Here is a 21,207-nt window from a genome sequence, read left to right as displayed (position 1 = left end):
ATATTCAGTGCTAAGCGATTAAAATTTATTTTAAGTTATCAAGATAAATTTTAGCTCTTTTAGCTTCGGTTGATTTTGGAGATTTTTTAATCAAATCATTTAGAATGAATTTACCCGGTTTGACTTTGTTCAGCTTAATCAAAGAAATACCTTGCTTTAACATAGCCTGCCTGAGCTTTGTGCTTTTAGGATATTTAGCAATTACATCCTGATATTTTAAAGCTGCATTTGCATAGTCACCAAGTTGGTAATAGCATTCACCCTGCCAGAAAATAGAGTTTGGAACCAGCTTATTCCCATTAAAGTTCTTAACAAACTCTGCCCAGTCTCTAATGGCTTCTTTATATTTATGGTTAGTAAATTTGCTAAGAGCCTGATCATAAAGCTTTTTAGCTGGATCTGCCGGAGCTTCTTTTTTCTCGGGGCTGACGACAGCCTCGATACCAGCTGCAACAGTCGCACTTGTCGCCTTATTTTCAGTCAGATCTTTATCTTTATCAACTTTAAGATTGATATTATCAAAATCAACTGCCAACTGACTTTCCAATGCCAGTTGCATTATTTTTATCTGGTTTGAAAGATCTTCCAGAGTCTGAGTGCTGTTACCTGTGCTATTAGACATGTGGTTCACATTCATAGACATTGAATCTACTGAACCTTTTAGCTGGGCAACGTCTCTTTTTATGGAAAGAACATCTGCTGCAAGGCCTGCCTGCTGAGATCTGATGGAATCAGTTTCATTAATTTTTTGATTGATTTCAGCTTCAGAATGTCTAGTTCTGCTATCAAGATCGTCAATTTTTTTGTTCAATCTGGAACGGGTCTGCTGAAGTTCCCTCTGTAAGGCATTATAATCTGAAGTTGTTACACAACCTGATGATGCCAGCAATACTCCCATAAGAATTGCGGAGATTGTTTTATGTTTAAAGCTATGCTTCATATTTTTTACCTCTTCTCCTACCTAGGCAGAAATAAGCAAGACATCCTAGGAAAGGTATAAAGATTGAAAGTTGGATCCAGCCAACTTTTTCCATTGAAGTTGGAAAATCACGTTTAAATGCATCCCATATAGCAAAAAGGGATAAAGCTGCGAAAAAACCAATACAACCTAGAATCGTCATCCAAGTTGATAATGGAAGTTCTGGTATATTTCCAAAAAACATCATTTGCTCCCATAATTCTTTTGGAGAGTAAGATAAACTCCAATTGAAAGAAAAGCCAGTTCTAACACTTGCTCAAAACTTAATGGTCCCAGTTGTGCTAAGCGGTCTGCCCGCAAAAAACTTATTAAAAAGTTGGAGAGGCCGAATAAAGTGATAAATATCCCGCTAATAATACCAGAAAATCTAGCATATTTTGCGACAATTGCTAAAGTTAGAAAAATTATCAGGTATGAAACACTATAATAAATTTGTGTCGTATGCATTAAAGTCCCGATTGGTGCTAATGAATCCGTAGAGTGATTAATAACAGCCCATGGTAAATCAGTCGGGGTCCCATATCCGAATCCGGAAGCAAAACATCCTAGCCATCCAACAGATAAGGCTATAGCTATCGCCGGAGCAAACGAGTCTGCCCACGGTAGTATACTTTGGTTTCTATTTTTTAAAAAAAGGCTGGCTCCGGTTGCACCAAAAATGAGTGCTCCAGAAAAACACATTGTTTTGTTGCTGAATGTAAATAAAATTTCAGGAGAAGAGATAATTAGTCTAGGGTGAAGGGCTGCAAACGAAATTTTTGCACCAATTATTCCACAAACTAATGCGATCAGCCCGGCAATGGGACCAAAGTTAAAATTTAATCCGCGAAGTCTGGCTTCTCGTGTAATAACTGCGAGGCCGAGCAGACATGCAGTGATGAAATAAATACTATAACTGTATATAGTAAAATTATCAGTTTGTAATATTATCGGATCCATCGTTTTTATTTATGTATACTGCAATTATCATCATAAAGGCTCCAACTGTCAAAGCAATATCTGCAACATTGAATGCCGGCCAGTGGTAATTACCGATATAAAAATCCAGAAAGTCAGTAACCTGACCAAATAAAATGCGGTCAATAAGATTACCTACCGCACCTCCAAGTAACAAAGAGAGTGCTGTTACCTGAACCTTATAAATTTTGTTCATAGATTTTATAAGATAATAAATAACACCCAAGGCAATAAGTGTTATTACTATAAAGAATCCTCGCTGCCATGTTATATCAGCTCTATTCAAAAAACCGAAAGCTGCACCTTTGTTTACGGCATGAACCAGATTAAAGAAATTGGGTATTATGGTTTTTGAAGACCATAAAGGTAAACTTGACTGGATGGTATATTTGGTAAGTTGATCTAGAATAACCGTTGCGGATGCAATTATTCCTGCGTGAAGAAATTTGTTCATTAAATTTAGTCCTGCCATCTACTATCTGAAGTTAAACTAGTATGTTGTCATAACTGTTATCCGCTTATTAAAACCCCCGTTCTCCATGATCTGGAGACGGGGGTTTTACACAATCATTTTAAATGACAGATCTTCTATTCGCCAGACATAACTTTTGCACAGCGGGGGCAAAGTTCCGGATGATCACTGTTTTCACCAAGAGTGTCATATCTCCAGCAACGGCTGCATTTTTCACCACTGGCTTTCTCAACACTAATGGCCAGTTCTTCAAGTTCTTCTGCCGTGTGAGCTTCCGATGGAGCTTCTGCAAATGGGAAGGTCTCAGCGCCTGAAACAATAAAGAACTCCCGAAGGTCTACATCCTGTAAAGCCTTAAGGATAGTATCGCTAGCAAATATATTAATTTTTGTATCAAGCGAATGGCCGATAGTCCTTTCACGTCTCAAAGGTTCGATAGCCTTTGTCACTTCAGAACGAACTTCCATCAGCAATTCCCATCTGTCACGTTCTTCTGAACTTATAGAGGCATCCATCAGTTCAGGGCGAAGAGCAAAAACAGTCTCCACTTCACCTTTCATTCCTGCCGGAATGTGAGAAAATACTTCCTCGGAAGTAAATGAGAGTACCGGTGCCATATCAACCACCAGCATCATGAGGGTCTGCCACAGAACTGTCTGAGCTGAACGCCTTTCAATACTTTTCTGTCCTGAAACGTATAATCTGTCTTTTATTATATCAAGGTAGAAAGCTGAGAGATCACCTACACATAAATTATGCAGGGTATGATAAACTTTATGGAATTCAAAAGTTTCATAAGCTTTTTGTATTGTTTCATGACGTCTGCGGACCAGATCAAGTGCGAAATGGTCAACAGGAAGGAGCTCTTCGGCTGAAACCGCATCAGTTGAAGGCTCAAACCCATCAAGGTTACCTAGGAGGTAACGGCAGGTATTACGAATTCTGCGATATGCGTCTACGAGTCTGTTAAGAATTTCATCAGATATACGGACATCTTCCTGATAGTTTACAGCAGAAACCCACATCCTGAGAATTTCAGCACCATGTTTGTCGATAATTTCCTGAGGAGCTATTACGTTTCCTATGGATTTGGACATCTTACGACCGTTCTTATCAACAACATATCCATGGGTCAGAACATTTTTATAAGGAGGAACTCCTCTTGTTCCCATGGATGCCAGTAAAGAGCTGTGGAACCATCCTCTATGCTGATCGGATCCTTCTAAATAAAGATCCGCAGGGAAGCTTAATTCAGGACGTTTTTCAACAACAGCAGCATAGCTGGTACCTGAATCAAACCAGACATCAAGGATATCAGTTTCTTTAGCCCAGTGTGTACCGCCACATTTGGGACATTTAAGTCCTTTGGGAGCAAGTTCTTCAACTGATTTTTCAAACCAGTAGTCGCAACCTGTTTCATGCTTTTCAAATTCATCTACAACAGAAAATACCCATTCAGGATCATTGTAAACTTCATCGCAATCCTGACAGATGAGGGCAATGATCGGAACTCCCCAGTTTCTCTGGCGTGAAATACACCAGTCGGGACGATTTTCAACCATTTTGAAAATTCGTTCTTCTCCCCATGAAGGAATCCAGTTTACGCTGTTGCGGATAGCATCAAGGGATTTCTGGCGGAGATTATTGTTTTCCATGGAAACAAACCACTGAGTGGTAGCACGAAAAATAACAGGTTCTTTACAGCGCCAGCAATGCGGGTATGAGTGAGTAATATTCTCCTGAGCGAGAAGGTTGCCCACTTCCTCAAGTTTTTCGATAACTTTAGGGTTGGCTTCGAAAACGTTAAGTCCGGCAAAAAATTCGACATCCTTAAGGAATACACCATCATTGTTCATGGGCGAATAGACTTCAAGGCCGTATCTGAGGCCTGTTTCAAAGTCTTCACGACCATGACCGGGGGCAGTATGAACACAACCTGTACCACTATCCAGAGTTACATAATCTGCAGTCACAATAGGTGACTTGCGGTCGTAAATAGGATGTTTGGCAATTAGACCCTCAAGCTTTGCGCCTGCTACTTTTGCTAAAATTTCATATTTGTCCCACCCGAATTTTTCTGAGCAGACCGGCAGAAGACTTTCAGCAAGTATATAGAAATCTCCGTTGACACGGCATACGCAGTAATCAAATTCAGGATGAACAGCTACAGCCATATTGTCAGGTATTGTCCAGGGAGTAGTTGTCCAGATTGCAACGTATGTTTTTTCAAGGTCTATTTCAGTACTGACGTTTTCCGGAAGTACATTTAATAGATTCTTATCATTTAATGGAAAGCGTACATATATAGAAGGAGAGGTATGATCTTCATATTCTACTTCTGCTTCAGCCAGAGCTGTGCGACAAGAACAGCACCAGTGAATCGGTTTTTTACCACGCACAACGGATCCGTTTTCCATTACACGGCCAAGTTCACGTGCTGTAGCTGCTTCATATTCAGGCTTGAGCGTAAGATATGGATCTTCCCATTTACCAAGAACTCCAAGTCTTTTAAATTCCTTTCTCTGAACATCAACAAATTTGAGAGCGTATTCCCGGCAGAGTTTACGAATTATTAAAGTCGGAAGATCCTTTTTTTTCTTTTTAAGGTCCTGCTCAACTTTGTGTTCAATCGGCAGACCGTGGCAGTCCCATCCCGGAATATATTCAGCCTTAAGACCGCGCATGTTTTTAGACTTGATGATTATATCTTTGAGAACCTTGTTCATGGCTGTTCCCATATGTATATGCCCATTCGCATAAGGGGGGCCATCATGAAGCACATAATTTTTTTCATCATTATTTGCTTCAACCATTTTAGCATAAGTATTGTTCTCTTCCCAATTTTTGAGCATCTCAGGTTCACGCTGTTTGAGATTTGCTTTCATTGGGAATTTAGTTTTGGGAAGACATAAAGTCTTTTTATAATCACTCATTTTTACCAAAGTCCTCCGGGAGTACTGATATTTGAAATTTAAAAAAGGTCTATCTGTATTTAGAGGGAGACACTTTTAATCAAGGTGCAATGGAAGTCAAGAAAACGACTCTTAATGGGAGTTGAATCAAGCTGTTTTCAGGAAAAATTATGTATTTTAGTTACAGATATACTGAATTCGAATAATTGTCGTTTAGAGGCTGATAATACCTTCAATTGTGGAAGCCTTGCTATAAATATTAATAATTTCATCTGATCCGCAGGCGTTGATGCAGGCTGTAATGCTGATATATTTGCCACCTTTTGATTCGCGGATTGAAAATTCTATTCCATCAAGCATACTTTTAATTTCATCTATTGAAGTTGCAGGAATAATAAATTTGAATGTGTATTCGCAAGGCCAGTCGTGATTTTCGTCAAGCGTCTGTTTAAAACTCTCCAGCGAATTTCCCATATTTTTCTCCATTTTTTCAGTAAGATATCAAAATAATGTGTTGCAATGCCCAGTTGCACAGTCGGGAAGATATATGAATGGGGTTAAACTCTGTCAACCTTTAGCTGAAAAACAGTTCTAAAGTTATGTTTAGGGTGCTCTGTAAGCTATAAGATAATTAATCAGGGTTGTATAAACTTTATATGAAAATTTGTCTTGAAAGTTTATTTAAATACTAAAGAAGGTCTGGAAAGAGTCGATAATATTCATAAGCCTCACAAATTTTAACTGAAGGTGGAGTAAAATGAAATCTAAGACAATTCATGGTACAAATTTCCGTAAGGTATTGGAATTGTTTAATGAAGGCAGAGATAAAGAAGCTGCTGACCTGCTGAAGATTATTCAGGAAGAATTTCTTGAGCTATATACTGAAAACAATCTTCTAAAAAAGCAGGTAAATGAAGTCGCTGAAGTCCTTGATCTGGCTGAATGCATGGATTTTGACGGACAAAAGTATTGGATTGATGATGATTCAGTTAAAAACGGACCTTATTGTCAGGTTTGTTATGATACTGAAGGAATACTGGTCAGATTACAGGAACGTGATAAATACTGGGAATGCTTTGCCTGTAAAAATATATTTGTAAAGCTTTCAGCTGATAACGACCAAAAAGTAGCCGCAAATTTAAAAAAGAAGAAAGAGCCGCTTAAATTATTTGTGACTAAATAAAAATTTCTGTCGAATTATAAGCACGAATGTTATCAGGGTAAAATTCATTGAAATTTAAAAATGGACAAAATGTTACTTTGTTATTTTTAATTTAATCACGGCTGCTGCTTTTCAGCTTAAATCTATTGAAAATAAATTTATCTATTAAAGATATTTACTGTAATTTTTATTTAATATTTTTATATTCATTTTACTCTTTTTTTTTGTAACGAAAAAAAGATATGTTACGATTTGATGACAACCGGATCTTTTCTGGACATTTTTTATTTTGAATTTGTAGGATTGCCCCGCACTATCATAGAATAGTGCGGTTTTTTTTATCAAAATCCTTTGAAGATTTACTATATATAATTCATTTCATAATTTGCAATCTGAGGTGCCGAATGGTTTTAACTGACAGTCATTTACAAGTTTTGAAGCATATCAATGGATATTCAAATATAAAAAGATATCATGGTCTGTTACCTAAAAAAGAAGCAGCAATTTACGATGATGACCTGATCAAGTATTTAATAGATCTGGGGCTGATAGAAGAAGGCGTCATATTTACTTCATGTGGTAACAGCCGTGTTGGCTATAAAATATCAAGTAAGGCCGCTGGTGAGTTCAATAAATATGGCATTGATATTAAAAACAGTGATTGGGATAAACTTTGTGAAGTAGATTTTGAAATAGATGACTGTCTTGATAAAGAACATATTCAGGCATTAATGGATATATACCATTTTTCAAGGATTAACCTTTATTGTGGCATTGCTCCACGGCGAATGATGGAGCAGTCATATAATCATGAAGTCTTTTGTGTTTTGGAAGATATCGGATTTGTAAACCGAATCTCTTTGAAAGGTCCAAGTGTCAGTTATAGAAATGGCTATGTTCTTTCTTCAAAAGCTTCGAGAATGTTGCAGCAGATAGGCTATGTAAGGTAGCTTTTTATATTATATTTTAATCTTTTTTATTCTAACTACCTACAATAATTATTTGAATTCTCAGATTTTATTAGCACAGATTCTATGATATTCATTCAAAATCATTAATAATATTAATTAGCTTTAAATTCTTTTCTGCTGTTAATTCTGTTGTATGTAACAGCAGAATATAGTTTCGAGCTATAATTAATGATTTGTTTTTTGACGTTAAGTTAATCCTATTTATTATTTTCTAATCATAAAGACTGCCGAAATTTATAACCGAATTTCGGATAGGAGCTGTCTTTTGCCTAAAAAAGTTTCTGAGATGAATCGTCGTTCATTTATTAAAGGTGGTACTCTTGCTCTCGCTGGTTTTGCAGCGTCAGCATCTCCCGTAAAAGCAGACCCCGCGCAACAGTCATTGCAGGTTTGGTCTTGTGGTGGTCTGGCAGAAGCCTTTATTCCTGCCAATGAGGCCTTTGAAAAAAAGACGGGTAAGCATATTGCTTATACTGGAGCCTTTGCTGCTGCTTTGGGAAAATCTTTGCTCGGGAGTGCTGAAACAGAAGTTTTTGCGCCAAGAGTTCTTGCTCTTGCTAAAAAACTTAAAGCTCAAGGCAAGATGTTAAGTTTTCAACCGCTTTGCTTTACAAAATATGTACTTATCACCCCAGCTGGTAATCCTAAGAATATCAAATCAATTGAAGACTTGAAACGTCCTGATGTTGTTTGCCAGCTTTCACCTGAGTCGTCACCTCCGGGTGGTAAAGCTGTTATGGGTGTTTTGAAAAAAAGTGGCGTAATTAAGGAAGCAAAGCAGAATGCAGGAATGTTGGGATCATGTGTTCAGCATGATGTTGCCGCAGTGGCTTCTGGACAATATGATGCCTCAGTTGTGGAACAGAGAATTACCAGACTTCCACGCTATTTAAATAAATTTGAAGTTATTGATATACCGGAAGAATTTTTCCCGGCAGCACCTATACCTTTTTCAATAGGTGTAATGAAATTTGCCAAAGATAAAGATCTTGCTCACGATTTTATAGATTTTGTCTGTGGGGAAATAGGGCAGGCATGTTTTGAAAATGCAGGTTTTATCCACGCTAGGTCTGAAGAAGGGCAGCGTCTTGTTAAGAAATATGGAGTGTATGATGTCTAGAATTCAATGGCCAAGAAGGATTATTCAAATTGCTTCATTGTATTTTATAGGTACGTTTTCATATTATGGTATTTTTAGGTGTCCTTTTGCTGTACCTTATGTCAGTTGTGAAAATTGCCCCGTTATTCAGTGTCCCGGTAAGAAAATATGGTTATCGGCATGGATTGCTATATTAGTTTCAGGTTTGATGTTTGGACGTGCTTTCTGCTCTTATGCTTGTCCCGGTGGAATGATATCAGAATTGTTTAGTAAATTTTCTGTATTAAAAGGTGCTATCAGGAATAAATTAGATAAGAATTTGTCCTATATTAAATATATAAGTTTAGCTGTTGCCATCTATCTTTTCTGGTTTGGTCACAATCCCCGGTGGGCTATTCCTATAAGGACTGGAGAGTTTTGGCAGGCAACATCATTGACTTTTGAACACGCCTTTCCTTTATGGTTCATCAGGACAGGATTTGTTCTGGTAGCACTTCTCCTTGGGCTGGTGATTCCATATTTCTGGTGCCGTTTCTTTTGCCCTACAGGAGGGTTGTTAGAAATATTCAGTCATTTTAGCTTATTTCGTTATAAAATGAAGGACTCATGTACTGACTGTGGTAAGTGTGAAAAATTATGTGGAATGGAGACTCGTCCTTCCCGTCATAATTGTACCAATTGCGGGGTCTGTGCAAAGGATTGTCCTGTTGATTCTATTGAATTGGAAAACCGTTTATCTAATAGTAATAAATAATTAAAACAAATTGTCATAAATACATATAAAAACCGCCGGCAGAAATTCTGTCGGCGGTTTTTTATTATTTTGCTTTTTAATATATGCTGAAATCTATGTTATATAAATTTTAATATCGGATTGGATTTTTAGTGTGTATTTTGTATCTATTGTATTGGTCAAAAATTTAAAGTGAGGATAATTAAATGTCTGAAAAGCACCTTTGTATACATGGTCATTTTTATCAGCCACCACGTGAAGACCCTTGGTTGAATAAGATTTTGCCTGAGGGAAGTGCAGCTCCTTTCAGACATTGGAATGAGAGGATTGCCAGAGAAAGTTATACTCCGTTGGCATGGGCCAGAAGAATGAATGGAGATGGAAGGATTGATGAAATTATCAATTGTTATGAATGGATGAGTTTTAATATCGGTCCAACTTTGTTTAATTGGTTAGAAAGATCTGATCCTGAATTAATAGAGAAACTTCAGGACGCGGATAGACGCAGTCTCAAAAGATGGGGACACGGAAATGCGATAGCGCAGATTTATCACCATGTAATTATGCCTCTGGCTACTGAATTTGATAAAAAGGTTGAAGTTGCATGGGCCGTTGCTGATTTTGAATCAAGATTCAACCGTAAGCCTGAGGGTATGTGGCTTTCAGAGACAGCCTGCGATATCGAATCACTGGAAGTTCTTGCTGAGTATGGCATAAAATTTACTTTACTGGCCCCAAGGCAGGCTGAATCTATAAGTCTTTTGGGATCTGGAGTCTGGGAAGGAGTAGATGAGTCTTCGCTCGATATCAGAAGACCTTATCTGGTAAATTTACCATCAGGTAAGAGTATTTCAATCTTTTTCTATGATGGAGGGCTATCTCAGTCTGTAGCTTTTGAAGGCTTGCTACGGGATGGTGAAAATTTTTGGAGAAGGCTATCCGGAGCTTCGCATGATGGAAGCGGGCTTCTCTCCATTGCAACAGATGGTGAAACCTACGGGCATCATTTTGAATTTGGAGAGATGGCGTTGGCATACGTCCTCAAACAGGCAATTGAAAATCGTGATGGAATATCCATTACAAACTATGCTGCGTTTCTTGAAAAGAATCCTCCTGAATATGAAGTAAAAATTAGAGATAATTCCTCATGGAGTTGTTACCACGGTGTAGAACGCTGGAGAAGCGATTGTGGCTGCTCCACCGGCGGACATCCTGACTGGAATCAGAAATGGAGGAAACCATTAAGGGATGGACTGCAACACATAAAAACCAGCATAGATAATTTTTATCTTGCAGAAGGGCAGACTGTTTTTAAAGATCCTCAAGATGCCCTTCTAAATTATGGTGCAGTTTTAAGTGGTCTTATAAGTGAAGATAAATATTCTGATAACTATTTTTTGACAGATAATACAGATAGTAAGGATAAAGGATGGGCAATGCTCTCAATGCAGAAGTGGGCATTGGCTTCATTTGCAAGTTGTGGGTGGTTTTTTGATGATCTGGCACGTTTAGAGCCTGTAAATAATATGACTTTTGCTTTACGGGCGATTGAGATTGCGAAAAAAAACGGGCTTGAAGATTTGGAAGCTGATTTTATTTCTATTATTTCAGAGGCCCAATCAAATGAGGAAAGGTATGGCAGTGGAACAAATATTTGGGATAATATTATAAAGCCGCGGAGTGAGTCTCCATCCAAGCTAATAGCTCAAACGATTCCTTTATTGTTTGTTGAAGACGCTTTCCCTTCACCCGGTGAAAAAAGCCGCATTTGTTGGCCTGAAGTAGAGATCAGTATTGAAGTTGATTCAAATTCTGATCTGGAGAATTTGTATGGTATAGCCTCAATTAAGTGGCATTTAGAATCACAAGTCAAAAGTTATAGTTGGAAATGGAATTGTGATGATAACATTATGTCAGCGGTTGTTGATGTAAGTGTAGATGGAGAGTCTTTTTCAGAAGCTGTAAATGATCTGCCATGGAAAAATCGTCAGTACATTTCTTTAAGGTGGTTGGAAATATATTCAGAAAGATTATGGGATGCCAGAATTGGAAAAGAGTTATCAGTAAATTCTATGTTTCTAAGCTTTGACGACTATCAGTCTGTTCAAACCAATGAGTATAAATGGAAAGAGCTTTGGCCGGTTATGGTTTATGAATATATTTTTTCAGAAGGTTCGAAGACTTCTCCTGATTTGATCCATTTTTTGAGTGAAGTAGGGAAAGACAACGTTGAACTTATTTCTTTAGGTAAAAGGATAAGTATGGAAATTTGTTCAGTCTTGAGTGAGGAGAGTCCAGACTGGGAGTATCTGATAAATGCTATTTCGAAATTGAAAATGTTGAATTTGGAAATAAATTACTGGGATATACAGAATAGCTACTGGATGAATGTTTTAAGAGAAAAACAAAGTCAGGAATTTGGACGTTTAATCGGTTTTTAGAAAGTGGAAAATGAAAAGCCCCGGATTAAATCCGGGGCTTAATTTTAAAACTCGTATTTACTACCTGAGCCCATGGGGATTACCTTACAGGATAGTTTTTCTTTTAAATATTCATAACCGGCGTTTCCGCTACAATGTCCTGGAGAAACCAGCTCAGTTCCGAATTCTTCAATAACCTTGGCTGTTTCTAATTTTTGATCTTCAGTACTGCGATACAGATGCAGACCACCAAGAATGGCATGAACTTTATTAATTCCTGTGACTTCCTGCATATGGTATAATGTATTGGCAATTCCGCTATGGCAGCAGCCTAGGATTACTACCGGTCCTGAAGGAGTGTCCAGCAGCAGGAATGCATCATCAGGTACTGTATCTACTGTATTTTTTTCAGAATCAACAAACAGACCGTCAGTTGCTTCAAATAATCCTGGTCTTCTTTTAATAGAAGTTATCATGTAGATTCCTTCATCAAGCTCTACCTGATCTCTGACTATTATAGTTCCCGGGTACCGGCAGGAAAACGATGCATCCTTACAGCTGCCATCATCTTCTTCCGAGTAGCGCTTTGAGGCAAATTCCGCATGGGCATACACTGGGCCAATAAAGCCTTTGTCCATAAGTGCATCCATTCCACCTGTATGATCCCAATGCCCGTGACTGAGAGCCAGCCCAACCGCTTTCTCAGGAACAACATTTAATTTTTCTGCATTTCTAAGAAACAGATCTGTGGCTCCAGCGTCCCATAACCAGAAATTCTTATCAGGAAGCTGAATAGACATGGATAATCCCCATTCTTTTTCAAGATCAGGAGATGTAGTTTCGTTGTCGCAGAGAACTGTTATCTTGAAATAATTTTTATTTTGTCCGCTCATTTTGCTTAGGCCATTTCTGGGGGTCACCCTTAAAGAGTTTGTAATTTATAGAATCTACCAGAGCCTGCCAACTGGCCTCAATTATGTTGTTACTGACACCCATTGTAGTCCACTGAGATTTCCCATCAGTGGATTCAATCAGTACTCGAACATTGGCACTTGTTCCATCAGAACTGCGAACAGCACCCGAAAGTACTCTAACTTTAAAATCCTGAAGTTTTACATTTTTCAGCTCAGGATAAAATGGCTCTAATGATTTTCTCAACGCTCCATCCAGAGCATTTACAGGTCCCTGTCCTGAAGCAGCAGTATGGCTCTCTTCACCATGAACTTTGACAATTACTGTAGCTTCCGAGAAAGGTTCAAGATCCTCTCTTCTTTTGGCGTCTACAACAAAGAAGTTAACAAATTCAAAATATTTTTTGGACCATCCCATAGCCTTAAAGAATAAAAGTTCGAACGAGGCTTCAGCTACTGAATATTCGTACCCCATTTTTTCTCTTTCTTTTATTTCCGTAAGAATGGTCTGGACGGATGGATCATCTTTAGCCAGATCATAACCATACTGTCTGGCTTTAAAAAGAATATTGCTTGCGCCTGCAAGGTCTGAAAGAAGTACCCTGCGGGTATTTCCAACTTCTTCCGGAGTCACATGTTCATAAGTCTTAGTGTTTTTAAGAACTGCACTGACATGGATTCCACCTTTATGAGCAAAGGCTCCCTGTCCAACGTATGGTTGCCTCATGAATGGGCGCAGATTGGCTATCTCAGCCACATACGCAGATACTTCAGTAAGCTTGGCAATTTTTTCTTTACCAATACTTTTGTATCCCATTTTAAGGTCAAGATTTGGGATGATGGAGCATATATTTGCATTACCACAGCGCTCACCGTAACCGTTCATTGTTCCCTGAATCTGAACAGCACCGTTTTCTACAGCGGTAATTGAGTTTGCTACAGCCAGTTCACAGTCGTTATGAGCATGTATTCCTAATTGTGCCTCAGGAATATTTTTTTTAACTTCTCTTATTATTTCTGCTACTTCGTTTGGGAGTGTCCCACCGTTGGTATCGCAGAGCACAAGTATGTCTGCTCCTCCAGCCACAGCGGCCTTTAAGCAGCTCAGAGCATACTCGCTGTTATTTTTGAATCCATCAAAAAAGTGTTCAGCATCAAAAAAGAGATCTTCAACCTGCGACCTCAGGTATGACAAACTGTTAGTTATCAACTCGAGGTTACGATCAAGTTTGATACCTAAGGCTTCGGTGACATGAAAATCCCATGTTTTACCGAATATTGTCAGAGCCTTAGCTTTTGATTTGATCAACGCATTCAGATTTTTATCTTTTTCCGGGGTAGTTCGGACGTTGTGTGTTGAACCAAAAGCAGCAACTTTTGCAGTTTTGAGGTTATAATTTTTTATTTCATTAAAGAATTCTTCATCTGTAGGGTTAGAACCGGGCCATCCTCCTTCAATATAATGGATTCCCAGTTCATCAAGTTTAATTGTAAGGCGAATTTTGTCCTGTACGCTGAGATTTATTTCTTCTGACTGTGTACCGTCTCTTAATGTAGTATCGTATATTTTTACTGTTTTCATTTTCAATTTAAATTTTCTTCGACCGCACTCTGATCAAGACCGAAGGTATTGTGAAGAGTTCTTATGGCAAGCTCGGTGTATTTTTCCTCTATCAGGCAGGTAATTTTAATCTCAGAGGTACTGATCATGAGGATATTGATATTGTCTTCCCTTAAAGCTTTAAAAGCTTTTGAAGCTACGCCGGAATGATTGCGCATTCCAACACCGATAACTGAAATTTTACAAACATTTTTGTCGTACAGAACTTCTTCAGTACCCATTTCTTCCCGGATTGAATCAATGATTTCGAGCGTTTTATTAAGATCAGCTCTGGGTACGGTGAAAGTCATATCTGTTCTGCCGTCACGGCTCGGGTTCTGGACAATCATGTCTACAAGGATTCCCTGTTCTGCTATGGGAGTGAACAGGCTGGCTGAGACACCGGGTACATCCTTAACCCGAGCGAGGGTAATTCGAGCCTGATCTTTATCATAAGCAATTCCTGAAACTAGTAGGGATTCCATCTTTTTGTCCTCCTGAGTGACATATGTTCCGATTTCGTCGCTGAAAGTGGAGCGGACGTGAACTTTAACATTATATTTTTTAGCGAATTCAACTGAACGTATTTGTAATACTTTTGCACCCATACTGGCCATTTCCAGCATTTCGTCATACGTTACGGTATCAAGTTTTCTGGCTTGAGAGCATATATTGGGATCGGTTGTAAAAACTCCGGGGACGTCTGTAAAAATTTCGCAGACTTCAGCTTTCAGAACAGCTGCTATGGCAACAGCAGATGTGTCTGAACCACCGCGGCCAAGAGTTGTGATCCTTTGATTTTCATCACATCCTTGGAATCCGGCAACAACAAGTATGTCGTATTCTTCAAGCATGGATTTAATTTTTTCATTGTCGATATTTAAAATTCTGGCCCTTGTAAAAGCAGAATTTGTTTTGATCGGAGCCTGAAAACCTAAAAGGGAACGGGCTTTAATCCCTTTGTCTTTTAGCAGCATAGTAAAAAGAGCGGTTGAAACCTGTTCTCCTGTAGATACCAGCGAGTCCAGCTCTGCTTTATCAGGAGTTGAGGACCACTCATCAGCAAGTCCTAGAAGTCTATTGGTTTCTCCGGACATAGCTGAAAGTACAACAACAACTTTATTGCCCTTGTTGTATGGGACAAGGACTTTTTCCAAAACTTGTTTCATGCATTTCAGATTTCTGACCGATGTTCCGCCGAATTTTTGTACCACGATGTTCATGTGAACATTTTCTCCTTACCGCATGAATTGAACGGGAATGTTTTATGTAAAAGACTTGAGATGCGACAGCAGATCATTATAGAGATCTGACGCCTCGCCGTGATTGGTCAATTTAATTATTCTGCCTGACTCTGCAGGTTGCCAGAAAAAAAGTATTGCGCTTTCCGGCCATAAATTAATGTCCAGATACTGAACCCACTCTACAACTGTCAAAGATTTTTTGTTGTTCAGCAAATCAAAAAAATCGTCATCAGGGGTCTGTCCTTCCAGTCTATATAGGTCAAAATGATTAACGCGTGGTTTTGTCGGGTAGATATTAAGAATATTGAAACTTGGGCTGCTAACTTCTGCGTTTTCTGCTCCAGGAAGATTTTCGACAAGAGATTTAACCAGAGTAGTTTTTCCAGATCCAAGGTCTCCATTGAAAAAAAAGGGCAGAAATTTTTTCCTGCCCTTAAGAAAATTGGCAAGAGCCAGACCAAGCTTTATGGTGGCCTGCTCATCAGGTAAAATTAATTTCATATCAACCGTTTAGTCATTATTAGTCAAAACTTTTAAAATGTCTTCTTTACCCACAATTCCAATTAATTTTTTATTTTCAATGACCGGAAGTGTGTAAAGTTTTTTATTTATCATTAAATTTGCAATATCTTCAATTGTGGCCTCAGGTGTGATTGTTTTTGGGGAGACTGTCATCGCCTGTTCTACCTTTGTGGCAGATATTTTGGAGATTTCTTTTTCCATTTCTGCGTTTGATGTGAATGCAATATATCCATCAAGCAGAGTGAATAATGAAGGAAGGCGTACTGATTTCTGCTGTGCTACAAGGTCACTTTGACACAATACTCCAGCTAAGCTTCCATCTTCATTAATCACCGGGACTCCATTTATGTGCCTTTCAACAAGAAGTTTAGCAGCTGTAGCAATATCTGTGTCCGGTGTCAGCGTGACAACATCTGTACTCATTATATCTTTGGCTTTCAGCATAATATCTCCTTAAGAACTTTTGGAAGTGAGTTTGCAGTTTCAGTTGAAAGATTACCGCGAAACGGAAAGTCACCACTCAGGTATTGTCCACTTCGTGCGTGCCAGTATACCCCGATTGCGGAGCTTTGCATAGCAGGCAGACCTCTGGCAAGAAGAGAGCCTATGATTCCTGCTAGAATATCACCCGAGCCGCCTGTAGCCAGATTGGGTGCTGAGACTGAACACTGCAGAATTTTGTTGTCTGGGCAGCCTATAACTGTTCCAGCTCCTTTGAGTACGAGGTACACTTTTTTTGACTTTGCATAGTTTCGAGCTGTTTCAATTCTGTGTTTTTGGACTGTCTCAATATCTGAAGAGATAAGGGTGGCCATTTCTCCAGGATGAGGTGTTAAAACAGAATTTTCAGCTAGATTAATATTTGCTTTATGACTTTTTGAAATTGCATAAAGAGCATCTGCGTCAAAAACACAAGGGGGGTGGTTGGCTGATGAAAATTTTTCAACAAGGCTTATAGCTTTTTCAGAACGGCCAAGACCCGGACCTATAACTATAGCCTGAAAGTTGGAAGCGATGGAAATCAATTCTTCTGCAGCCTTATCATCCCAATCTTCTCCGTTCCCTAATCCATGAGTCATCAGTTCCGGCATCCATGTTTTTACCTGTGGAACCAGTTTGGACGGGCAAGCAAGGGTTACAAGACCTGTTCCTGCTCTTAAAGCCCCAAGTCCTGCCAGTTGTAACGCTCCTGTAATTCCTGGAGATCCTCCAACAATCAAAAGATGCCCGGATGTTCCTTTATGCATTTCCGGTGCAGGAAAAGGAATATGCTTAAGAATATTTTCTTCAATTTCAAAGTGTTGTACAGGATATTTGTTTTTAATAAGCTTAGGAATACCTATCGGGCATATAATTAGTTTACCGGTATATTTTTCAGCAGAAGGTTGTCTAAGTCCTATTTTGGCTGCTTCAAATGTAATTGTCGCGTCGGCATGGACAGCCTCAGGTTGCGCAATACCTTTTTCCCCATGAAGCCCTGAAGGAATATCTATGGACAATATGAAGCTTGTTTTTTTAGATTCATTTATTTTATTTACTAATTTTAGAAAGTTAGGACGAAGCTCACCTTCAAATCCTGTTCCTAGCAGAGCATCAATAATAATATCCGCTTTATAAAAATCAGGAATAAAATCTTCTGATATCTGCTTTAGTTCAACTCCTATTTTAGAGGCCAGTTTGAAGTTGTACTCTGCATCCCCAGTATATCTGCTTTGAGGATGGGTGTGGAAAATGGTGACTCTGGCACCAAAATCCATGAGCTGTCTTCCCATCGCAAATCCGTCCCCTCCATTGTTACCGGGGCCGCAAATAATAAAAAATTGTTTATTGCTCAGATCTCCCTGTAGTTTTTGAAGGTTGCGAGTAGCTTCCCTACTGGCGTTTTCCATTAGGATATCGCCATGTATACCTATTTCATTTATGGTTTTATTATCCCATAAATTCATTTCAGCTGGAGTCGGCAGAGGTGAAAACATAAAAAGCTCCTGATTCACAGATAATGTTTAAGAAGAAAAGATCATGATTCCATTATCACAACTGCAACCGCATTGTCTCGACCGTGGGTTAAAGATACCGAAATTCTGTTTACGCAGAGTTCTTTGCTTCTTTCTAGGGCTTTGCCAGTTAAGGAAATTGTTGGTGCTCCAAGATGATTCTTGGCAGTTATGATGGAATGAAATGTTATACCATTGCTGAATCCTGTTCCCAGTGCTTTTACCGCAGCTTCTTTTGCGGCAAAGCGTGCAGCTAAAAATGGGATAGGATTTTTTTCAGGAATCATTTTTATTTCAGAATCAGTTAGAATTTTGGATAGAAAACGCTCCCCGAATTTGTTCAGGGAGCGTTCAATACGGTCAAGTTCTGTGATGTCCAGTCCCAGTCCGACTATCATAAAATTAATCCACAAAAGAATTAATGATTTCAATCATGTCTCTAACAGCTTTATCCAAACCGATCATGATGGCCCTTGCCATTATGGAATGACCTATTGAATATTCACAAATGCCGGGAACTTTGGCAAAATCTTTGATATTTATGTAGTTTAATCCGTGGCCAAGATTAACTTTCAAACCATAGCTCTGGCTTAATTCAATTCCTTTAATAATTTTATCCAGCTCTTTTTTTTGCTCAGGGCGAGTTGCGGCATCTGCAAAATGGCCTGTGTGTATTTCTACATAGTGGGCTCCAATTTTTTTTGCAGCTTCTATTTGTTCCGGATCCGCATCAATAAACAGGCTTGAACGGACTCCCAGTTCATGCAGTGGAGCCAGATAATCTTTAAGTTTTTCTTCATTACCAATGCAGTTAAGGCCACCTTCGGTGGTCAGCTCTTTTCTCTTCTCAGGAACAAGACAGACTGTAGCCGGTTTATATTTTAAAGCTAAAGCCTGCATTTCTTCTGTAGCGGCCATTTCAAAATTAAATTTTGTCTGGATGGTTCTGTTTATGAGTTCTATGTCTCTATCCTGAATATGCCTGCGGTCTTCTCTAAGGTGCATTATTATGCCAGTTGCACCTGCTAGCTCCGCAATTGCTGCCGCGGTAACGGGATCAGGTTCAGTTCCCAGTCTTGCTTGTCTAATCGTAGCGACATGGTCAACATTAACACAAAGAAAAGGCATTGTTATTTCCTCCGGGTATTGAGCCCATATTTATAATTATGATAATATGCACAGCTATAAAATTTTATTCTATCAAATTTTTTAAAAGATATATTTATCAAACCGGAAAGGCAACCGACATTCTTTTGTAACGGATCTCTGGTTGACATTGAATTTGTTCTAGAGCTATCGGGATTAGCAAAAGATTTGGTTATGAGCTGTTTTGAGATTGAAAAAATCATAACTAGCTGAAATTTAAATTATACTTGTTTTAGCCTTTCCGGAGGGCAAATTCGGCAGCTATTACCGGATGACATTTATTAAAATATAGCTGCTTAAAATTTATATTTTGTGGACATTTTTCTGTAAAATATACGAAAGAGAGAGAATTTTATGAATATATGTATTGTAGGGACAGGGTATGTAGGTCTTGTCAGTGCAGCGTGTCTGGCCGAGATGGGTAATCATGTCTGGTGTGTTGATGTTAATCCTGACGTAATTGAAACTCTTAAGCAGGGTAAAATTCATATTTTTGAGCCCGGCCTTGAAGATATGGTTAAGAGAAATTTTGACGACGAAAGGCTTTTTTTTACAACAAGTCTTGAAGAAGGGATAACCAAAGCAAAATTTGTCTTTATTACAGTAGGAACACCCTGTGGCAGTGATGGCCGTTGCGACCTTCAATATGTTGAAGCTGTTGCTCGTGAAATCGGAAGGACCATGCTTGATCCTAAAATCATAGTGGATAAATCAACAGTACCTGTTGGAACAGCTGACAGAGTTAGATCCATTATTGTTGAAGAGTTGGATAAGCGTGGAATGTATATTGATTTCGATGTTGCTTCTAATCCTGAATTTTTGAAGGAAGGGGACGCAGTCAACGATTTCATGAAGCCGGATAGAGTTGTTGTCGGAACTGAGAACGAAGAAACGAGAAAAGAGTTCGCAAATCTTTATGCTCCATACGCCCGCAGTCGTGAAAAGCTTATTTTTATGGGTACCCGCAGTGCAGAAATGACCAAGTATGCAGCTAACTGCATGCTGGCAACAAAAATTTCTTTTATTAATGAAATTTCCGGTATCTGCGAAAAAGTCGGAGCTGATGTTCGTGAAGTCAGGTTGGGTATAGGTTCTGACCATAGAATTGGATACTTTTTTATCTACCCCGGCGTAGGTTATGGCGGATCATGCTTTCCAAAAGATGTTAAAGCCTTAATCAATACTGCAAAAGAAGTTGGAGCTGTACCTGAACTTATCAAGGCCGTTGATTCTGTAAATGACAGGCAGAAAAAAGTTCTCGCAGATAAAATTAAAGAATATTTTGAGCCTCAGGGTGGAGTGGAAGGAAAAACTCTTGCTTTGTGGGGATTGTCATTCAAAGCTAATACAGATGATATGCGGGAATCTTCAGCTCTTGCAATCATATCTGAATTAACAGCTCTTGGAATGAAGATTAAAGCTTTTGACCCTGTTGCACATGAAAATGCCCGTAAAATTTTAAATGAAAACAGCCTTGTTGAAATCGTTGACGGACAGTATGATGTCCTGCCTGAAGCAAATGCTCTGGCGGTTGTTACCGACTGGAACCAGTTCAGGAATCCTGATTTTAAAAGGATTAAAGATTATTTGAAGGCCCCAGTCCTTTTTGACGGTAGAAATTTGTATGACCCCGCATATCTGGGAGATAACGGTTTTGCCTATTTCTCAATAGGACGTAAGCCTGTCTGCAACAGCTAGAAATAAAAGAATCCCTGCCGCAAGGCAGGGATTCTTTTATTTCAGATTGCTGACTAACCCCGTTTTTTTTAAAAGCGGGGTTTTATTACGCCCTATTTCTGTTCGATTTAGTTTGAAAAATTTAAATTTGGTCGATCAAATCCCAAGTTCGAAGCAAAACAGTGAACGGAACTCTCTTTGAAGGCAATAGTTTTAAAAATATCAGAAAATATGCGTCTAGCGCTTAGGATAAGCGCTATTTTCTTCATGTTTTGGCAGGCTGCGCAGAGGAGACTTTGTTCTTGAGCCTTCGAGAGGCCGCGCATTCTGGCATAGCGATGTCCGTGAAGCTCTTTTGCATCAGCAAAACTACGCTCAACGGTTTCTTTTCGACGTTTGTAAAGTCTT

General features: G+C 38.9%; 21 protein-coding genes. 6 read left to right on the top strand and 15 right to left on the bottom strand.

The window, feature by feature from the left end; translation table 11 throughout:
- Positions 1–25 precede the first annotated feature (25 nt).
- The 6 genes from ybgF to G496_RS0112190 all read right to left on the bottom strand — a co-directional run bounded on the left by ybgF (position 26) and on the right by G496_RS0112190 (position 5,794).
- Entirely contained in the window at positions 26–940 is a 915-nt protein-coding gene (gene ybgF, locus G496_RS0112215) for a tol-pal system protein YbgF (RefSeq protein ID WP_027179534.1), read from the bottom strand.
- Positions 930–1,166: a PLD nuclease N-terminal domain-containing protein gene (locus tag G496_RS0112210; protein WP_245577915.1), complete on the bottom strand. Its 237-nt coding sequence runs from the start codon at positions 1,164–1,166 to the stop codon at positions 930–932. Before G496_RS0112210 ends, ybgF begins: the two co-directional genes overlap by 11 nt.
- A complete protein-coding gene (locus G496_RS0112205; protein ID WP_027179532.1) occupies positions 1,163–1,918 on the bottom strand; it encodes a prolipoprotein diacylglyceryl transferase in 756 nt (251 codons plus the stop codon). Before G496_RS0112205 ends, G496_RS0112210 begins: the two co-directional genes overlap by 4 nt.
- Positions 1,893–2,390, bottom strand: a complete 498-nt coding sequence (lspA, locus tag G496_RS0112200) for a signal peptidase II (RefSeq protein WP_027179531.1) — start codon at positions 2,388–2,390, stop codon at positions 1,893–1,895. The genes G496_RS0112205 and lspA overlap by 26 nt, the downstream gene beginning before the upstream one ends.
- Before the next feature lie 134 nt (positions 2,391–2,524).
- Positions 2,525–5,341 (bottom strand): isoleucine--tRNA ligase, encoded by a 2,817-nt coding sequence (gene ileS / locus G496_RS0112195; protein WP_027179530.1) that lies wholly within the window; start codon positions 5,339–5,341, stop codon positions 2,525–2,527.
- A 192-nt stretch (positions 5,342–5,533) separates the two neighbouring features.
- Entirely contained in the window at positions 5,534–5,794 is a 261-nt protein-coding gene (locus tag G496_RS0112190) for a DUF493 family protein (RefSeq protein WP_027179529.1), read from the bottom strand.
- A gap of 283 nt (positions 5,795–6,077) precedes the next feature.
- On the opposite strand from G496_RS0112190, the gene G496_RS0112185 reads away from it, so the two are divergent.
- The 5 genes from G496_RS0112185 to G496_RS0112165 all read left to right on the top strand — a co-directional run bounded on the left by G496_RS0112185 (position 6,078) and on the right by G496_RS0112165 (position 11,726).
- Entirely contained in the window at positions 6,078–6,503 is a 426-nt protein-coding gene (locus tag G496_RS0112185; RefSeq protein ID WP_027179528.1) for a hypothetical protein, read from the top strand.
- Between the two features lie 383 nt (positions 6,504–6,886).
- Positions 6,887–7,432 (top strand): hypothetical protein, encoded by a 546-nt coding sequence (locus G496_RS0112180; protein ID WP_027179527.1) that lies wholly within the window; start codon positions 6,887–6,889, stop codon positions 7,430–7,432.
- A 286-nt stretch (positions 7,433–7,718) separates the two neighbouring features.
- Positions 7,719–8,573, top strand: coding sequence for a substrate-binding domain-containing protein (locus G496_RS0112175; protein WP_027179526.1), 855 nt, complete (start codon positions 7,719–7,721; stop codon positions 8,571–8,573).
- Positions 8,566–9,306 carry a 4Fe-4S binding protein gene (locus tag G496_RS0112170; protein WP_034633168.1) on the top strand — a complete coding sequence of 247 codons (741 nt, stop codon included), beginning with the start codon at positions 8,566–8,568 and terminating at the stop codon, positions 9,304–9,306. The genes G496_RS0112175 and G496_RS0112170 overlap by 8 nt, the downstream gene beginning before the upstream one ends.
- Positions 9,307–9,491: 185 nt before the next feature.
- Complete coding sequence (locus G496_RS0112165; RefSeq protein ID WP_027179524.1) at positions 9,492–11,726, top strand: DUF3536 domain-containing protein; 2,235 nt, start codon at positions 9,492–9,494, stop codon at positions 11,724–11,726.
- Between the two features lie 44 nt (positions 11,727–11,770).
- Here G496_RS0112165 and G496_RS0112160 read toward each other — a convergent pair whose 3' ends face one another.
- Genes G496_RS0112160 through G496_RS0112125 form a run of 8 tightly spaced genes read right to left on the bottom strand, consistent with a single transcriptional unit; the run spans position 11,771 to position 19,104 of the window.
- Positions 11,771–12,598: an MBL fold metallo-hydrolase gene (locus G496_RS0112160; RefSeq protein ID WP_034633166.1), complete on the bottom strand. Its 828-nt coding sequence runs from the start codon at positions 12,596–12,598 to the stop codon at positions 11,771–11,773.
- A complete protein-coding gene (gene cimA / locus G496_RS0112155; RefSeq protein WP_027179522.1) occupies positions 12,582–14,198 on the bottom strand; it encodes a citramalate synthase in 1,617 nt (538 codons plus the stop codon). The genes G496_RS0112160 and cimA overlap by 17 nt, the downstream gene beginning before the upstream one ends.
- A gap of 2 nt (positions 14,199–14,200) precedes the next feature.
- The gene (locus G496_RS0112150) at positions 14,201–15,439 is read right to left on the bottom strand and encodes an aspartate kinase (protein WP_027179521.1); all 1,239 of its coding nucleotides are present in this window, start codon (positions 15,437–15,439) and stop codon (positions 14,201–14,203) included.
- A 42-nt stretch (positions 15,440–15,481) separates the two neighbouring features.
- Positions 15,482–15,961, bottom strand: a complete 480-nt coding sequence (tsaE, locus tag G496_RS19615; RefSeq protein WP_034633164.1) for a tRNA (adenosine(37)-N6)-threonylcarbamoyltransferase complex ATPase subunit type 1 TsaE — start codon at positions 15,959–15,961, stop codon at positions 15,482–15,484.
- 9 nt (positions 15,962–15,970) lie between these two features.
- Positions 15,971–16,426: a CBS domain-containing protein gene (locus G496_RS0112140; protein WP_027179520.1), complete on the bottom strand. Its 456-nt coding sequence runs from the start codon at positions 16,424–16,426 to the stop codon at positions 15,971–15,973.
- Positions 16,420–17,958 (bottom strand): NAD(P)H-hydrate dehydratase, encoded by a 1,539-nt coding sequence (locus G496_RS0112135; protein ID WP_027179519.1) that lies wholly within the window; start codon positions 17,956–17,958, stop codon positions 16,420–16,422. The genes G496_RS0112140 and G496_RS0112135 overlap by 7 nt, the downstream gene beginning before the upstream one ends.
- A gap of 41 nt (positions 17,959–17,999) precedes the next feature.
- Entirely contained in the window at positions 18,000–18,374 is a 375-nt protein-coding gene (locus G496_RS0112130) for a holo-[acyl-carrier-protein] synthase (RefSeq protein WP_027179518.1), read from the bottom strand.
- A gap of 4 nt (positions 18,375–18,378) precedes the next feature.
- On the bottom strand, positions 18,379–19,104 hold the full coding sequence (locus G496_RS0112125; RefSeq protein WP_027179517.1) for a pyridoxine 5'-phosphate synthase: 726 nt from the start codon (positions 19,102–19,104) through the stop codon (positions 18,379–18,381).
- Positions 19,105–19,476: 372 nt separating this feature from the next.
- Here G496_RS0112125 and G496_RS0112115 point away from each other — a divergent pair, with 372 nt between their 5' ends.
- Positions 19,477–20,820 carry a UDP-glucose dehydrogenase family protein gene (locus tag G496_RS0112115; protein WP_027179516.1) on the top strand — a complete coding sequence of 448 codons (1,344 nt, stop codon included), beginning with the start codon at positions 19,477–19,479 and terminating at the stop codon, positions 20,818–20,820.
- 107 nt (positions 20,821–20,927) lie between these two features.
- Here the strand turns inward: G496_RS0112115 and G496_RS21485 are convergent.
- A partial coding sequence (locus G496_RS21485) for a transposase (protein ID WP_034633161.1) occupies positions 20,928–21,207 on the bottom strand: 280 nt, incomplete at its 5' end.

Source organism: Maridesulfovibrio bastinii DSM 16055 (assembly GCF_000429985.1).
GTDB lineage: Bacteria > Desulfobacterota > Desulfovibrionia > Desulfovibrionales > Desulfovibrionaceae > Maridesulfovibrio > Maridesulfovibrio bastinii.
This window is presented reverse-complemented; position numbering and strand designations above follow the sequence as displayed.

Bases quoted from the DNA above. Each gene is read 5' to 3' on its own strand.
- ybgF (WP_027179534.1), bottom strand. From the start codon at position 940: ATGAAGCATAGCTTTAAACATAAAACAATCTCCGCAATTCTTATGGGA.
- G496_RS0112210 (WP_245577915.1), bottom strand. From the start codon at position 1,166: ATGATGTTTTTTGGAAATATACCAGAACTTCCATTATCAACTTGGATG.
- G496_RS0112205 (WP_027179532.1), bottom strand. From the start codon at position 1,918: ATGGATCCGATAATATTACAAACTGATAATTTTACTATATACAGTTAT.
- lspA (WP_027179531.1), bottom strand. From the start codon at position 2,390: ATGAACAAATTTCTTCACGCAGGAATAATTGCATCCGCAACGGTTATT.
- ileS (WP_027179530.1), bottom strand. From the start codon at position 5,341: ATGAGTGATTATAAAAAGACTTTATGTCTTCCCAAAACTAAATTCCCA.
- G496_RS0112190 (WP_027179529.1), bottom strand. From the start codon at position 5,794: ATGGGAAATTCGCTGGAGAGTTTTAAACAGACGCTTGACGAAAATCAC.
- G496_RS0112185 (WP_027179528.1), top strand. From the start codon at position 6,078: ATGAAATCTAAGACAATTCATGGTACAAATTTCCGTAAGGTATTGGAA.
- G496_RS0112180 (WP_027179527.1), top strand. From the start codon at position 6,887: ATGGTTTTAACTGACAGTCATTTACAAGTTTTGAAGCATATCAATGGA.
- G496_RS0112170 (WP_034633168.1), top strand. From the start codon at position 8,566: ATGTCTAGAATTCAATGGCCAAGAAGGATTATTCAAATTGCTTCATTG.
- G496_RS0112165 (WP_027179524.1), top strand. From the start codon at position 9,492: ATGTCTGAAAAGCACCTTTGTATACATGGTCATTTTTATCAGCCACCA.
- G496_RS0112160 (WP_034633166.1), bottom strand. From the start codon at position 12,598: ATGAGCGGACAAAATAAAAATTATTTCAAGATAACAGTTCTCTGCGAC.
- cimA (WP_027179522.1), bottom strand. From the start codon at position 14,198: ATGAAAACAGTAAAAATATACGATACTACATTAAGAGACGGTACACAG.
- G496_RS0112150 (WP_027179521.1), bottom strand. From the start codon at position 15,439: ATGAACATCGTGGTACAAAAATTCGGCGGAACATCGGTCAGAAATCTG.
- tsaE (WP_034633164.1), bottom strand. From the start codon at position 15,961: ATGAAATTAATTTTACCTGATGAGCAGGCCACCATAAAGCTTGGTCTG.
- G496_RS0112140 (WP_027179520.1), bottom strand. From the start codon at position 16,426: ATGCTGAAAGCCAAAGATATAATGAGTACAGATGTTGTCACGCTGACA.
- G496_RS0112135 (WP_027179519.1), bottom strand. From the start codon at position 17,958: ATGTTTTCACCTCTGCCGACTCCAGCTGAAATGAATTTATGGGATAAT.
- G496_RS0112130 (WP_027179518.1), bottom strand. From the start codon at position 18,374: ATGATAGTCGGACTGGGACTGGACATCACAGAACTTGACCGTATTGAA.
- G496_RS0112125 (WP_027179517.1), bottom strand. From the start codon at position 19,104: ATGCCTTTTCTTTGTGTTAATGTTGACCATGTCGCTACGATTAGACAA.
- G496_RS0112115 (WP_027179516.1), top strand. From the start codon at position 19,477: ATGAATATATGTATTGTAGGGACAGGGTATGTAGGTCTTGTCAGTGCA.